11 protein-coding genes are annotated in these 15,642 nt (G+C 57.2%); 5 read left to right on the top strand and 6 right to left on the bottom strand.

Annotation, left to right across the window (positions count from 1 at the left end; translation table 11 throughout):
* Window positions 1-42: 42 nt before the first annotated feature.
* Window positions 43-1,107 (top strand): DUF2855 family protein, encoded by a 1,065-nt coding sequence (locus C8N30_RS14445; RefSeq protein WP_025062086.1) that lies wholly within the window; start codon window positions 43-45, stop codon window positions 1,105-1,107.
* On the opposite strand, the gene C8N30_RS14440 is transcribed toward C8N30_RS14445, so the two are convergent.
* Window positions 1,104-2,051, bottom strand: coding sequence for a radical SAM protein (locus tag C8N30_RS14440; protein ID WP_025062087.1), 948 nt, complete (start codon window positions 2,049-2,051; stop codon window positions 1,104-1,106). The two genes, C8N30_RS14445 and C8N30_RS14440, sit on opposite strands and share 4 nt — an antisense overlap.
* 248 nt (window positions 2,052-2,299) lie before the next feature.
* Here C8N30_RS14440 and zwf point away from each other — a divergent pair, with 248 nt between their 5' ends.
* Genes zwf through pgi form a run of 3 tightly spaced genes read left to right on the top strand, consistent with a single transcriptional unit; the run spans window position 2,300 to window position 6,026 of the window.
* Window positions 2,300-3,769, top strand: a complete 1,470-nt coding sequence (gene zwf / locus C8N30_RS14435) for a glucose-6-phosphate dehydrogenase (RefSeq protein ID WP_025062088.1) — start codon at window positions 2,300-2,302, stop codon at window positions 3,767-3,769.
* Window positions 3,766-4,440 (top strand): 6-phosphogluconolactonase, encoded by a 675-nt coding sequence (pgl, locus tag C8N30_RS14430; RefSeq protein ID WP_025062089.1) that lies wholly within the window; start codon window positions 3,766-3,768, stop codon window positions 4,438-4,440. The genes zwf and pgl overlap by 4 nt, the downstream gene beginning before the upstream one ends.
* Window positions 4,437-6,026 carry a glucose-6-phosphate isomerase gene (gene pgi / locus C8N30_RS14425; RefSeq protein WP_025062090.1) on the top strand — a complete coding sequence of 530 codons (1,590 nt, stop codon included), beginning with the start codon at window positions 4,437-4,439 and terminating at the stop codon, window positions 6,024-6,026. The genes pgl and pgi overlap by 4 nt, the downstream gene beginning before the upstream one ends.
* Window positions 6,027-6,063: 37 nt before the next feature.
* Here pgi and C8N30_RS14420 read toward each other — a convergent pair whose 3' ends face one another.
* Together C8N30_RS14420 and C8N30_RS14415 are read right to left on the bottom strand one after the other, a co-directional pair.
* Window positions 6,064-7,320: a cation:proton antiporter gene (locus tag C8N30_RS14420; protein ID WP_025062091.1), complete on the bottom strand. Its 1,257-nt coding sequence runs from the start codon at window positions 7,318-7,320 to the stop codon at window positions 6,064-6,066.
* A gap of 248 nt (window positions 7,321-7,568) precedes the next feature.
* Window positions 7,569-8,279 carry a lysozyme family protein gene (locus tag C8N30_RS14415; protein WP_025062092.1) on the bottom strand — a complete coding sequence of 237 codons (711 nt, stop codon included), beginning with the start codon at window positions 8,277-8,279 and terminating at the stop codon, window positions 7,569-7,571.
* Window positions 8,280-8,514: 235 nt separating this feature from the next.
* Between C8N30_RS14415 and C8N30_RS14410 the strand changes: the two genes are divergently transcribed.
* Window positions 8,515-11,724, top strand: a complete 3,210-nt coding sequence (locus tag C8N30_RS14410) for a 2Fe-2S iron-sulfur cluster-binding protein (RefSeq protein ID WP_025062093.1) — start codon at window positions 8,515-8,517, stop codon at window positions 11,722-11,724.
* A 17-nt stretch (window positions 11,725-11,741) separates the two neighbouring features.
* On the opposite strand, the gene C8N30_RS14405 is transcribed toward C8N30_RS14410, so the two are convergent.
* From C8N30_RS14405 to C8N30_RS14395, 3 genes are read right to left on the bottom strand one after another with little or no spacing between them, the layout of a single operon-like run.
* Window positions 11,742-12,854, bottom strand: a complete 1,113-nt coding sequence (locus C8N30_RS14405) for a DUF1513 domain-containing protein (protein ID WP_051567142.1) — start codon at window positions 12,852-12,854, stop codon at window positions 11,742-11,744.
* Between the two features lie 6 nt (window positions 12,855-12,860).
* Window positions 12,861-13,877: an imelysin family protein gene (locus C8N30_RS14400; protein WP_025062095.1), complete on the bottom strand. Its 1,017-nt coding sequence runs from the start codon at window positions 13,875-13,877 to the stop codon at window positions 12,861-12,863.
* Window positions 13,874-15,451 (bottom strand): di-heme oxidoreductase family protein, encoded by a 1,578-nt coding sequence (locus C8N30_RS14395; protein ID WP_025062096.1) that lies wholly within the window; start codon window positions 15,449-15,451, stop codon window positions 13,874-13,876. The genes C8N30_RS14400 and C8N30_RS14395 overlap by 4 nt, the downstream gene beginning before the upstream one ends.
* Between the last annotated feature and the right edge of the window lie 191 nt (window positions 15,452-15,642).

Raw genomic sequence — 15,642 nt, 5'->3', positions numbered from 1 at the left:
ATCGCCCTCTAAGGTGAGCCAATGCTCCGGGGAGGACAGTAAATGCAACGCCTTTTGACGAACCATAAAACTATTACCGAAACCCGCATAGAGGACGTGGCCGCAGCCGATTGCAGCGTCGGACAAGCCCGCCTCAAGCTCGAGAGTTTTGCGCTGACCGCCAATAACGTGACCTATGCCGCATCCGGTTTCGCCATTGGCTACTGGAACTTTTTTCCAACAGGGATAGAGGGTTACGGTCTGGTGCCGGTTTGGGGTACCGCGGTTGTGAGCGAAAGCAATAGCCCGGATATTGCCGTAGGCACACGCCTCTACGGCTTTTATCCGCTGGCGGAGGAGCTGGTAATCGAGGTGCAGGCGGACGGTTACGGCGGTTTTGTCGACGCAAGTGCCCACCGCGCAAAGCTGCCCGCCGTCTATAACCGTTATACGCCGGTCCGGCAGAGCGGGCCATCGCAAGACCACATGCGCGCACTACTGCAGCCGCTTCTGGCGACCTCCTATCTGTTGTTTGACTGGCTGACGGACAATGACCGCTTTGGTGCGGAGCAGATCATTATCGGTAGTGCCTCTTCAAAAACCGGCCTCGGGTTGTGCAAATATCTGGCCGAACCTAAGGACCGGGATTATAAGATCATCGGCCTCACGTCAGATAAAAACCGCAGCTTTGTCGAGGACCTCGGAGCGTGTGATCTCGTCTTGACGTATGACGAGATCGGACAGCTGCCACTGGCCGCGTCGGTGTATGTGGATATGTCAGGCAATGCAGGGGTCAAAGCGCAGGTGCACAGCACTTTGGGTGCGCACCTAAAACACTCCGCCGCTGTCGGCATCAGTCATTGGGACCAGTTCGCACCACAAACCGTGGTTGAAGGCGTCAAGCCACAGTTTTTCTTTGCGCCCGCCCAGATCGCCAAACGGCGCGATGAGTGGGGTCCTGGCGTAATTGAAAAGCAGATCACCCAAGCATGGAAGCGTCTGGCTGACGATGCAGGTACATGGCTCGATGTGAAGGTACACGACGGGTTAGGGCAGGCGGCATCGATATATGGCACACTAGCCGACGGCAGCGCAAACCCGCGCCATGGCCACATTATCAGCCTTTAGGCAGAACAACTCGCGCCGCCCAAGACGCAAAACTTGGCGCAATGAGGGTGGTTGAGGGCAACATCGCGCTCGGCCTCTGCCAGTGTTTCGCCCAGTTCGAACTCCGGCGCGTAGGGAAGCAACGTACAGGCGAGCACGGTCGGCTTTTCCGCGCCGCGCCGCTTGACCACCATCCGCGACGACGCACACATCACTGCATCGGGCGACTTGTCGAGAATACCCCAGCAGGCAGTGGTGATTTCCGGCACCTCGACCGCCTCGTCCATTTCTGGGAAAAGAACAGTCATTCCTGGGTTATACGCATCAATGTTAAAGTTGTGCTCGGCGTAAAAGGCCGCATATCCTGCGCGGCTGTCAGCATCTGTGTGCTCAAACACCGACCGCCCTGCGACCGCCATGGTAAAGCCGTTGTCGCGTAGCCATTGCATGCCGGTCACCGTTTTGTCGAACGCACCTTTTCCACGCTCCGCATCGTGCAGATCGCGGCGGTAGTGATCGACGGATATCCGCAAAGTAAGCTTGTCCGGATAAGCCGCATGAAGGTGCAACAGCCCTTCGCGCATCTTTTTACGCATCATCGGCAGCATAGCATTGGTCAGGATCAGAACCTCGTAGCCCCGCTCGAGGGCGGCCTCGGTTATCCCGATCATCTGAGGGTTCATGAACGGCTCGCCGCCGGTAAACGCAATCTCGCGCACGTTCCATTTACGGGCCTCGAGCTGGTCGAGGTATTCGCGCACTTCGTCGGTTGTAATATAGACCAGCGCATCGTTTGTCGGGCTCGACATGATATAGCAATTTGCACATTCGATATTGCAAAGGGTGCCAGTGTTGAACCACAGCGTTTGTGGATCGCTCAGGGCCACGGTAGCGCGCTGATCGCCGGATGCAGTCAAAACAGGATCTTGAAATTTCCCGTGATTGGCCAGAGGAATATCTTTCATCGGGTCACCTTTCGTCCACACTCTTTACGTCCAGAACGGGGTAGGGCATTGCTTTGATCAAGAAAAGGCCCTGTTTTTTGCACGCACGCTCTTGTGAACATCGGACATTTACGTATGTTTGCGCTAACATGACTTAATTCGCCTCTTCCCCGTCGAAAATTATCGTTTACCGATGCAATCATGAGGACAGGCGCGATAAATTTCGAATAGTGCGGCAGAATGCCCGTCACTCCATAAAGGCAAAGACCATGGTATCACGCGTCATTCCGGTAGATTTATTTGATCTGGTGATTTTCGGCGGCACAGGCGATCTGGCGCGGCGCAAAATTTTGCCGGGTCTGTTTCGCCGGTTCTGCGCGGGCCAGATGCCAGACCAAGCGCGCGTGATCGGTGCCGCACGCAGCGAGATGGACAGTGACGGTTACCGCGAAATGGTGCGCGAAGCGATTGGTGAATTCGGGGGCGGCCACACATTTGAGCCTGCCCAGCTCGAAGCCTTTCTTGGCCAGCTTGAATACGTAGCGATCGATGCCCTAGGCGAGCAGGGCTGGAAGGAGTTACAAGCCTTGATGGCGGGCACCGAACGGGTCGAGGCCTACTATTTTTCGGTCGCACCCTCGCTCTTTGGCGAGATTGCGGAGCGGCTGCAAAAATGGGGCATGGCCGATGATCAGGCGCGGATCGTCGTCGAAAAGCCTTTTGGCCGCGACCTTGAAACGGCGCGAGCGCTTAACAAAACGCTGGCGACGTATTTCAATGAAGACCAGATTTACCGGATTGATCACTATCTAGGCAAAGAGACCGTGCAAAACCTCATGGCGGTGAGATTCGGCAATATGCTGTTCGAGCCGCTGTGGAACAGTCAGTATGTCGATCACATCCAGATCACTGTCGCCGAAACAGTGGGCGTGGGTGGCCGCGGCGAGTACTACGATAAGTCAGGGGCGATGCGCGATATGGTGCAAAACCACCTTATGCAACTGTTGTGCCTCATCGCGATGGAGCCCCCTGCACGGTTTTCCCCCGATGCGGTCCGTGACGAAAAACTTAAGGTCATTCGAGCGCTCGAACCGGTGCTGCCTTATCACGTTGTTCGCGGTCAGTATCAGGCCGAACCCTGCAACGAGGCGAAAAACCCCGGTTTTCGAACAGCTGTGGGAAATCCGCGCTCCCGCACTGAAAGTTTCATCGCCTTGCGCACCGAGATCAGCAATTGGCGTTGGGCCGGCACGCCGTTCTACTTGCGCACAGGCAAGCGCATGCAGGCACGTTCCTCGGAAATCACGGTAGTGTTCAAGGACACTCCGCACAGCATCTTCGCCGAAGATGCCGGACGACACCGCAATGTTCTGTCGATCCGCCTACAGCCCAACGAGGGCATCACTTTGGGCGTGACAATCAAGGAGCCGGGACCGGGCGGGATGCGCCTGATTGATGTGCCGCTGGATATGTCTTATGCGGAGGCAATTAACCCCGACGATGTCGAGCATGTAGACGCCTACGAGCGGCTGATTATGGATGTGATACGTGGCAACCAGACCCTATTCATGCGCGGCGACGAAGTGGAGGCCGCATGGGCATGGACCGATCCGATCATCAAGGGCTGGGAGGCACGAAATGATGTACCAAAGCCCTATGATCACGGCAGCACCGGCCCCACCGATTCAACCGAGCTTTTGCGTCGCGAGGGACGGGAGTGGCGGCAGGTGACCCAATGAAACTGGTAGAATATACTACGTCATCCGAAATGATGCCACAGGTTGCCAAAGCTCTTGCCACCGAGCTTGAGCAAGCACTCAAAGTTCGTGAGAAAATATGCTTTGCCGTGCCCGGTGGCTCTACCCCCGGCCCAGTGTTTGACACGCTCAGCACAGCGGAGATTGACTGGGCGCGCGTCAATATCATTCTCACGGACGAACGGTGGGTGCCGGAGAGCGATGCACAATCAAACGCGGCCCTGATCCGCAAGCGCCTGTTGGTAAACAATGCAGCAGCGGCATCGTTTGCCCCCTTTTTTATCGAAGACACAGAAATTGCGACAGCTGCCGCATTGCGTTCTGCGCAGCTGTCGCAGCTTTTGCCGGTCGATGTTTTGTTGTTGGGCATGGGGGCGGATATGCATACGGCATCGCTGTTTCCGGGGGCACAGGGGCTCGATGCCGCGCTGGCAACGGATGCGCCTATGCTGCTTGCCGTCTCTGTAGAGGGGCAGCAAATACGGCGGCTTACCCTTACCGCGCCCGTTTTGCGCAACGCAGGGAGTACCCATGTGCTGATCACCGGCGCCGAAAAGCGCGCCGCTGTCGCCCGCGCCGCAACATTGCCCGAAGCGCAGGCGCCTATCCGAACCGTTCTGGATACCGCGACCCTGCATTGGAGTGCGCAATGACCCATTGGACCGCCCTGCACGAGCAATACAGCCGGGTAAAAAACCGTTCCATACCGAAACTTTTTGAGAATTCCGCGCGGGCAGAGCAGTTTAGCGCTCGGGTGGGTGACATGTATTTCGACTTCTCGAAGACCAATATTGATGCCGAAACGCTTCAGACCCTTCTGGCGCTTGCCCGCGACAGCGGTGTGCAAGCGAAACGCGAGGCAATGTTCGAAGGAGCGCGCATAAACGAGACCGAAGACCGCGCGGTACTGCACACCGCATTGCGCAATCTCGACGGTGGGCCTGTCATGGTGGACGGCGTGGATGTTATGCCGGCCGTGCATAACACACTGGCCGCTATGCGCCGCTTTGCTACCCGCGTGCGCGAAGGGGCCTATACAGATGTTGTAAATATCGGCATCGGCGGTTCCGATCTGGGGCCCGCGATGACGGTCTGTGCGCTCGCGCCCTATCATGACGGGCCGCGCTGTCATTTCGTTTCCAATATCGACGGTGCCGACATTGCGGATAAGTTGCGCGGACTGGATGCCAAAACCACACTGGTAATTGTCGCCTCCAAAACATTTACCACAATCGAGACGATGACAAATGCCCGAACGGCAAAGGCATGGATGACCGACCATGGCGGTGATCCGAGGGTGCAGTTCGTAGCGCTTAGCACCAGTCCTGAGAAAACCGCAGGGTTTGGCATTGATCCGGCACAAGTGTTCGGCTTTGAGGACTGGGTCGGCGGGCGCTATTCCGTCTGGGGGCCGATAGGCCTGTCTTTGATGATTGCCATTGGCCCCAAGGCATTTGATGCTTTCCTGCGCGGGGCCGCTGCAATGGATTTGCATTTTCGCGCGGCCTCGCTCGAGGAAAATCTGCCGGTGTTGCTGGCGTTGGTCGGCATCTGGCATAACCAGATTTGCGGGTACACGACCCGTGCCGTTCTCCCCTATGACGAGCGGTTGGCACTGCTGCCGAACTATCTCCAACAGCTCGAAATGGAATCGAATGGAAAGGGTGTGCTGCGCAGCGGCGCGGACAGTCCGCGCAACACCGGCCCCGTTGTCTGGGGGGCAGCAGGCACCAACGGACAGCACGCATTCTACCAGTTGATCCATCAAGGCACACGGGTCGTGCCTTGCGAATTCCTTCTGGCGGCCAATGGACACGAGGCGGAACTTGTCCACCATCACCAGCTGTTGATCGCCAATTGCCTTGCCCAGTCAAAAGCACTGATGTTGGGCAGATCAGTGGAGCAGGCACGTATAATCGCTGCGGCCAAAGGGTTCGAGGGAGACGACCTCGAACGTCAGGCCCGACACCGCGTCTTCCCCGGAAACCGCCCCTCGACAACGTTGCTTTACCCGTTGCTTGACCCGTTCACGCTGGGCCAGATTATCGCGCTCTACGAGCATCGCGTTTTTGTAGAGGGTATTATTCTCGATATAATCTCGTTCGATCAATGGGGTGTCGAACTGGGCAAAGAGCTGGCAAGTACGCTGCAACCGGTCGTTGACGGGTCCCAAAGCTGCGCAAACGAGGATCCGTCCACCGCCGCCTTGATTGATTTCATCCACCGCCACCGCGACTAACCACATCATTCTCAGGTCTGAATGAGGCTACCGCTGTTTAATGCGCGTCGGGGGTGCGCCGCACGCGTTTGGCCAAACGCGCCACGGTTAATCCTTGGACGATGATCGAAAAGATGACAATTACATAGGTGCAGGTCAGGATTAATGGCTTCCACTCGCCCTCGGGCAGGGAGAGCGCAAGTGCCACCGATATGCCGCCCTTCAGGCCGCCCCATGTCATGATCGGGACAACGCCTGCATTAAAGTTTCGGAAAGGCCGTAGAACAGAAATTGGCACCGCCACGGCCACGAAGCGTGCGAACAATGCCAGCGCAATCGCTGCGACAGCTGTCAGGAGAACGTCACCGTCGAATGCGATGGCGAACACCTCGAAACCGATGAGCAGGAACAAGACGGCATTCAGGATCTCGTCGATCAGCTCCCAAAACCCTGCAACATAGGTTTGCGTTTGCGCGGACATGCCCTTGGATTTGCCGACATCACCGATCAGCAGACCTGCGCAAACCGCCATAATGGGGGCAGACACATGCAACCAGACCGCTAACTCATATCCTCCGAAGGCAAGGCCAAGCGTCAGCAACACCTCAAGCGGGTAATCGTCGATCCGCCGCATCACCCGAAACGTGAGCCAGCCAAGGACAAGACCCAGCACGGCACCGCCAACCGCCTCCTGAAAAAACAGAATCACTGCAGCGGTGAACGCGTTGCCCGCAGGGCCGTGGCTGTCCAGATCCGGAAAGGCGAGACCGACAAGTACCAGAAAAACAACATATCCCACACCATCGTTAAACAAGCTTTCGCCCGCAATCTTGGTCTCGAGGGCTTTGGGCAGGTCCGCTTGGCGCAGCACCCCCATCACGGCAACAGGATCTGTCGGCGATATCAAGGCCCCGAACACCAGCCCCACCAATAACGGCATACCGGTGAGCCATGAAAAACCCGCTCCGACAATCACAGTAGACAAGGCGATGCCTAGCGTTGCCATCAGAAACACCACGCGCCATTGTGCCCGTAAATCCCTGATCTTGACGTGCAATGCACCCGCGAAAAGCAACAGGCCGAGCATTCCTTCCAAAAGCGCTTCTGAGAAATCAATTCCGGTAACAATACCGCGCACAGTGTCGGCAATGCCCAGTTCCGGAAACAGAAGATCAATGCCCAGCAGAACAAAAGAAGCCAGCAGCGACACCACCAAAATTCCGATTGCCGATGGGAGCTTGAGAAACAGATGGTTGATCGCACCGAAACCTCCCGCAAGAACGATAAGCAGGGAGGTGATTTGTAAAAATGTCATGTTCCGGTTCCCATGTGCAGCGACGGTGGTCGCATGGCGGACGGCTTTAAGCAATACTTGCAGCCCGATAGCGCCAAATGCATGTTCCTAAGGCAGACAGACAAAAGTCAGACGAAAAGGAGCATTCACGGCGGTCGCAATGATCCGCGAAAGGGATGTATACTAAGAAAGTTGGCACGCTTTACCCGGGGAATACCCTTAGGAGACCACCTGATTGCCAATAGCTGAATCTGCGAGCGGCAGATCAATCAAAGCTCTGGAGCAACACGTGTCATCACAGCATCAAACCGCGCCCAACTTACCGACGCCTTGTTTCCCGCATAACCGTCATAATGCGACTTTCCCGTGGAATTTGGCAAACCGGCCCAGATTTTGGCGAGATTATTCATAAATCCCTTGCGATCAAGGGCACCTGCCTGAAACCGGTTCAAGCCGGCTTCCATCAACAGGACATCGGCTAGCCTATCCTGCAGAGCAGCGGTAAAGCGCTGTGACGGTTTTGCCCCAACCTCAGTCACCACCCGCCGCAATGTGCTGGGAATAAACTGGTAGCGACCGATCGCGTGAGGCTGGTTCGGGGTTGCTTCGATCCACTGGAATATCTCTGCAAGGGTCATCTGGGTAGGCCGCTTGCGTGGCTTGATCCTTGCGCCGTGTTGTACCGCATCATAACCGTCGCGCCGCGACTCCGCCTCTTGTATAAGGGCGCGGATCAACTCGATCCCGCGGCCCTGAATGTGGCCGGGTACGCGGGTAGCGAGGGCAGGCACATGGGCAGGGCGCTTTTCAAACATGCTGCCGGCGGCCCTGCCTTTGAACGCGGCAGAGGCTGAAACGACATCGCTGGTCTTGGACAGAACAAACAGACTGCCTCGTACTGCCTCGGCATGGGCGGTTGGAACCGAAAAGGCGAACAGAGCAATCTGGACTATTAAAACAAGCAACAAAAAGAATGGCATTAAAGCTCCAGGATTTGTGGATATGCCCCGAACTTGCCTGCAGAGAGTTTAAAACCCGTTCACGCGCAACAAACAGATACAAAACGTCATCATATAAAAGAGCGAGATTGCATGTTTCGCGCCGCATGTTGCTAGTGTGATCAGCTCTACCTATACAGTATGAAAATATCGGATGGCAGGCCAGCCGCGGCAGGACCGAACCAGCCTATGCAACCCGAAAACAGGTGCGACACCAATGACAATGAGATTCTTCTCGGATGCAAAGCGCCCTGTACATATGGGCCCCTATCCATCAGAAAAGCTTGCCCGATCAAACCATTTTCCTGATCTAAAATCTGTGCCAAAAGCGCAGCATCTGAAATTTGACCGGTCTCAAGACCCCGCTTCGATTGTGAATGCCATGCGTGAGCATCAGGCAATGCTGGATGCAATACGAAGCGGGCTGGTCAACGGGGCAATCGCGGACGCGCCCACTGACCTGCAAGAGCGGACAAATCATCTAAAAGCGTTTGGATATTTTGCAGATGCCGCAGTGGTTGGCTGCTGCGAACTGCCCCGTGAGGCGCTGCTGGACGACCCGTATGTGAACCCTGATGTGGGGCGGCTCGCGCAGGACTTAAAATCGCGCCAGACCAAAACCCTTGCCTCAGGCATTGATACGATCATGGCGGATTTGCGCGATTCAATCGCAGCGCCGCTGAGCGGGATCGAGGCCCATACCCATGCGCTGGTCTTTTTGTATGAAAATCCCCGTGATCCACAGCCCGACGAGGTCGGAACAGACTGGATCACGCAGGCACAGGCGCACCGAGCAGGCCTTCTTGCGGCCGAGACTGCGGTGGTGATCGCCAATTACCTGAGGCTGCTGGGCTATGATGCACGCGGGCACACGGTTTCCAGCACCGATGTTGATCTCAACAAGATGGCAGTCGCGGCGGGCATTGCCACAGTCGAGAACGGCGTGTTGTCGCATCCGTATATTGGCACGCGTTTCGGACTGGGCGTGGTGACCACCACATTTGAGTTGGCGCCAGATATGCCGCTGGCCCCGATGGCCCAGCAACCTAGATCTGCCTTTGGTATCGGATGGAAGTTAGGGACGTCCTCGCGCAAGAACGCACTGAATGCGGTGCCCTATGCCAAGCGCCGGTTTGTCGACGGGGCACACCCCTTCGAGAATTTGCGCCGGGTTGAGACCCCCACCACCTATATCGACGAGCCGCGGGTAGTCCGCGTCCCGAAGCGGACGGATATGTTCGCACGCGCGCAGTTTGGCGACATGGGAAAAAAGATGCAGGATGGAGCCACGGGCGGAAAATATATCCGCAAAGCTGCCCCATCAATGGCACAGCGCCGAGCCTTGGGTGCGTTCGTTTTGTTACAGGATGGCGCAAAGGCGGCCGCGAAAGTGCCGCTTGATCCCGCGCGCGCAGCGGCACTGGTCAAAGCGACCTGTTACTATCTCGGGGCGGATGCGGTCGGGATTTCACGCTGCCCCGATTGGGCGTGGTACAGCCATGATGCCCGCGGCGACGAAATCATCCCGCCACATGACCAAGCCATCAATATGATCATCGATCAAGGCTATGAGACAATGGACGGCTCATCGGGGGATGACTGGATCGCGGTGGCGCAATCCATGCGCGCTTATCTGCGGTTTTCCTTGCTTGGGGGGGTGATCGCGCGCCAAATACGCAATCTGGGATATTCGGCAAAGGCCCACACCGTTATGGATGGCGAAGTGCTCCAACCCCCGCTTTTGCTGCTGTCGGGGCTGGGCGAGGTTAGCCGGATTGGCGAGGTAATCCTGAACCCGTTTCTGGGGCCGCGGCTCAAATCAGGCACTGTAACGACCGATCTGCCGATGACCCATGACAAGCCGATTGATTTCGGCCTGCAAACATTTTGCGAGAGCTGCAACAAATGTGCGCGTGAATGTCCGTCGGGGGCGATCACGCTGGGGCCGAAGCTGATGTTCAATGGCTACGAGATCTGGAAGTCCGACAGCCAGAAATGCGCGACCTACAGGATCACCACACCGGGCGGCGCGATGTGCGGGCGCTGTATGAAGACCTGTCCTTGGAACCTTGAGGGGATCTTCAAAGAGGCGCCATTTCGATGGGCGGCGATGAATGTGCCAAAATTGGCTCCTGTCCTTGCAAAGCTTGACGATGCTGTTGAAAACGGCGGACTTAATCCTGTTAAAAAGTGGTGGTGGGATCTGGAAATTGCGGAGGATGGCGGCTACCGCCCTGTGCAGCATCCCACTAACCAGCGCGGGCTGCAAAAGGAGTTAAAGCTCGAATATGCGGACCAGACGCTTGCGGTCTATCCCGCGCCATTGGCACCTCCGCCCTATCCCTATCCGTTTCCGATGGACCGCGAAGCGGGCATCGAAGCTTATCAGGCGATGATTACGGCGGAAGAGTACCGCGCGCGGCTGTCGCGCGGTGACACTTCGGCGGTGCACAAGCGCGCCGATCTGACCGAAAGCCCTGTGTTGCAAGTGGTTGTGACCAAAGCGGAGCAGGCAGCAGACGGCATTATGAAATATGAGTTTGCTGCCCTCGATGGTGGCGATTTGCCGGCATGGCAGGCAGGTGCGCATCTGGATATCGTCATAGCACCGGAGTTTTTGCGCCAATACTCGATGTCGGGCAATCCTGCCGATCGCAGCAAATACCAGATCACTGTCCTGCGTGAGGCGGAGGGGCGCGGCGGTTCGGTCCTGATGCAGCGTATTTTCGAGGTTGGGCGGCGGGTATTCATCTCCAAACCGATCAACCATTTTGGACTGTCGCCCGACGCGACCAGAACCATCCTGATGGGCGGCGGCATCGGGATCACGCCCCTGATTGCGATGGCGCATGAACTGCACGGGCAAGGACGCGATTTTGTGATGCATTATTCTGGACGCAGCCGTACCACCATGGGTCTGCTGAGTGATATTGCATCCTTTGATTGGATGGATAAGGTTCGTCTGCACATCACCGACGAGGGGGGGCGTGCCGAATTGGGAAAGCTTCTTGAAGGATACCGGCAGGGCTGGCACGTTTACACCTGTGGAGCCGCACAATATATGGATGCCGTGATGCACGCCGCGCAGAACGCTGGTTACCCCGAGGACGCGCGCCATCTGGAATATTTCTCGACGCCTGAGCAGCCGGACTATGTCGACCATGATTTTACGCTGCGGTTGGCCAAATCCGGAAAGGAGTTCGTCGTGCCTGCAGGTCAGACAGCTACAGAAGTGCTACAGGCAAACGGGGTCGTGATTGATGTAAAATGCAGCGATGGCATCTGCGGTGTGTGTAAATGCAAGCTAGTCTCGGGCGAGGTCGAGCATCGCGATTTCGTCCTGTCCAAAAGCCAGCGCGCAGAAGCAATTATCCTGTGCAGATCGCGTGCTGCATTGGCAGGCGGTGTGATAGAAATCGACCTTTAGGGTGGCGTTGTTACCCGCTAGATCATGACCAGATGATTGTCCCAACTATGCGCCGCTGCAGGCATGAAGCGCGGCTCGGTCGTATCCAGAACCCCCAAGGCACCGGTGCCTGTGGTCAGCGCAAATCCTTCTAAGCACGGCGCGATGCCACAGACATCGTTGATTGCAGTGCGCGAGGCAAGTGCCATACGATCTGCATCGTAGATATCGAGGATGCTGCCACGTGGGGATGTGACCGCGATTGTTTTGCCGTTCTGCGAAAATGCGATACTGCCGATATAGCCGTCAAGGGCGCGCAGGAGGTCATCGGGGAGGGTGGCGACTGCAATATCACTGCCGCGACTGTGCCGCGCTACAAGTGCGGGGGAGGTGCCGTCACCCTCCCATTGCATCCCCATCGCGACATCGCCCTTTGCGCTGAGCGCAAGATGCCGGATCGAATTTTTCTGGTGATGGGGCGGCAGGATTGCTTGTTCCATTACCGCGCCATCAAGGAGATAGGACAGGTTGGATTGCATCGTCGCGATGTTGAGCTTGGCACGGCCGGTATCGGGATGGGTGTCGATCCCGCCATTCGCAACGACCAGCACGTCAGAGTTCGGAAGGCGCTTGATATCATGCGGTCCGATGCCGCCACTGCTAAATCCGTCGATGCGGCGGTACCCTGCGGCTACGTCCCAGACGCCGATATTTCCTCGGCCGGATGCGTAATCGTTTTCGGTTGTGAACAACCAATCCCCGCTGGCAGAGAATGCGCCGTGCCCGTAGAAATGCAAACCTTCGGGCGCCTTGAGCCGCGCCTTGGCCGTGCCTGAGAGACAATCTATAACCACCGCAAAAGTGCCAGGTCTGCGCGCAAACGCTACTGCTTCGGGGCGCAGGGGATGGGCTGCTGCAGCATGGCCACGGGCGGGCAATGGAATGCGGAACACCGTCTCGAGGGACGCGTTCAACCCGCACAGCGCATATGTACCATCAGATCTTGCAGCAGCAGCGAGGTAGGCAGGTTTGCCCGCATCGGCCCAAGTGGGCGCAGGAACCACTCCGACTGCCAACAACCCTGCGATAAACTGGCGACGGCGTGAGTTTGGGCCAGCCGCGTCTTTCAAAGCTCTATTCTTGCCGATCATTGAGGATTAATCCCCGTCCAAGGCGTTGAACCCCGCCGCCACGCCCAGATGCGGGCCCAAAGCATCGCGCACCTCGGCGCGGACACCGTTAACCGCTTGCTGCACCACCTCAAGCCGCAAGCGGCCTTGCGGTTGCTCGACACCTGCAAAGATCGGATCATCAAGGCTTTCCATGCGCGCCAACGCCAGATCAAATCCCTCCGCAAGGTGGGCCGCGATTGCCGGATCAGCGGCGGACAGACGCAACGACAGATCTCGCAGCGCGGTCAGGCTTAGTACAACATGGCGCGCCGAACGGCCTGCGCGCCAGACCTCGGCGCGGTTGGGTCGGGGGCGGTCAAATGTGCCCAAAGGACGGCCCAGACGCACCTCGGATGTAAATTGCAAGCCGGTTCCCAAGGCTTTGAACAGCTCCTGAAGCACTTCTTCCTCCCCGCGGTAGGTGCCGCCGCTGGACGGAGCAATGAGGCGAGCCGCATAATCCTCGCGCCAGTCGTGCGCGATTGCTGCTGTGGTTGTGGCCATGTCCCCAGCGACCGCCTGAATGAGGCTGCAAAGGTATTGCGGGTTCGCGCCATCACTCAGCGCCGCATCATAAAGGAGCAGTTCCATCGCGTAAAACCCGCGTGCAGCGATTGATACATGCCCATAGCTGTCTGAGCTGTCCACGACAGCGTCCTGATCTGTGATCAGCGCCCCAAGGCTGCGCGGCGTGGTCCCGCGACTGTCGGGCCAGAACGCCAGCGCAAAGCCGCGATCGCCGACTTCCGTGGGGCCAAAGCGCAAATGGCTCACGAGTACCCATGCATCAAAAGCGTCTGCGTAACCGTCCCGCAAGGCAGCCGATGTGGGCGTGCAATCAGAGCTGGCTGTTTGCGAAAAAGCCGCAGTTTTCTGTTCCAGCTGGACGAAGCCTGACAAAATGTGATCTCTCACGATCCCCTCGATAACTTCACCGGATGTTTGAGCTTGCGACATCACAGGGGTAAAAGCAAAGGCCGTAATGAGCAAAAGATGTTTCATAAACTCTCCAGATAGGCGATCAAAGCGTCGCGCTCTTTGGTGGGCAGCGCGATAACCTTATCACGCTGTCCTGCCGCTTCGCCATCGTGCCATATCACAGCCTCGAGCAGCGAGCGCGCCCGCCCGTCATGTAAAAAATAACTGTGATCACTCACTTGGGCAGTGAGGCCAATGCCCCAAAGCGGAGGGGTACGCCATTCAGTTCCGGTGGCACGACCTTCGGGGCGGTTATCGGCCAGCGCAGGACCCATGTCATGCAAAAGCATGTCGGTGTAGGGCCAGATCAACTGAAAACTTTGCTCGGGACGGTCCTCGAGGCGCTGGGTTACATACGAAGGCGTATGGCATGCGGTGCATCCGGTTTCATAGAATACCTGCTTGCCCTGCAACACCTGGGGATCCTCCACATTGCGCCGCGCAGGCACCCCCAGATTGCGACTGTAGAATGTCACGAGATCAAGGCCGGTCTGGTCGATCTCAAAGACACGGTCATCGCCGTCGCCTTGGGGGGCGTCGCGGCAATCAGCCTGCAAAATGCTGCAATCACCAAAGCCCGCCTGAAAAACCGGCGTGGAAATACCGATGTCACCAGCAAAGGCGGCGGCTGACTGTTCAAGGATCGTCGGGCTGCCCGCCTTGAGGCCAAAGCGCCCAAGCATCGGTTGATTATGGATTTGCGACCAGACGACATTTGCGCGCCCTGAAATCCCGTCACCGTCCAGATCGTCAGGATCGGTTCGAACGAGGATGTCATCACTTGCGATCGCCTCAAGAAGACCGAGGCCGATCATTTGGGGCGCGACACGCGGGCTGAGCATGGCATCTGTGTGCAGCGGGCCGTACCCAAGATCCGCAGCAATATATGTTGGATGCCTAAGAGATACTTTTTCGCCATCCGCGAGTGTGACAACTTCTTCGGTATAGGAAATATCAAGACGGTATTCCGCAGGATGTCCCTGAACCGCAAAATCCTGAAGCTGTGAGCCATAGACCGGATCGGGGCGCGTGGCGATATATCCCTCAATCCGCTCCATTGCATCCGCGTCGGATCCGCCATCAAGGTCAGGAATAGAGACCCTCAAGAACATCGAAATCGCGTTATCCTGCGCATTTTCTGGGGGATGGCCGCGCCCGTCCTTGATGTGGCATCGCTGGCACGAGCGTGCATTATAGATCGGCCCGAGCCCGTCAGACGCCAAAGTGGAAGAGGGCGAGGAAACCCACAGTTTGCGGAACAGTCCGTTGCCAACTTTGAAGTCCAACTCGTCCTCGAAGCTGATATTGCCGGACGGCTGGGAAAAGGCATCCGCATCGGTCCGTGCCCGAACCGTGGCAGCACCCGCTGATTTTTCCTCGAACTTTTGCGGGGCACTAAAATCAGTAGCAAGGGCCGTAACTGCAGAAATGCGTGCGGCCTCCGCGGCTGTACGCGGTATTGTGTTCAGATGCGGGTCATCGAAGACAGGGATCGAGTTTTGAGCGCTGATTGGCGTTCCAAGAAGCACTGCGACAGCAAAGCCGCCAACGCACCCCGACCAATTGACGGGCTTTGATTGTGTGAAAATCTTGTTCATGAGGGGTAACCTGGCGTTGGAGATATCGTGCGGAAAGGAAGGGGCGTCTTTGCCTTACGTCAGCGCGAAGCCTGTCAGGCCGCGGCCGCTTCTTATGAAGCTCAGCTTTGGTTGCGATGATTGCCTGTGCACTTGCCACCGGCACCGAGTGTATCTGCGCATTTGAAGGGCACAATACAACGCGGAGTTCC

It is taken from the genome of Sulfitobacter guttiformis (assembly GCF_003610455.1).
In the GTDB taxonomy this organism is placed as follows: domain Bacteria; phylum Pseudomonadota; class Alphaproteobacteria; order Rhodobacterales; family Rhodobacteraceae; genus Sulfitobacter; species Sulfitobacter guttiformis.
The sequence above is the reverse complement of the archived record's forward strand: the minus strand, read 5'-3'. Positions and strand labels throughout refer to the sequence as shown.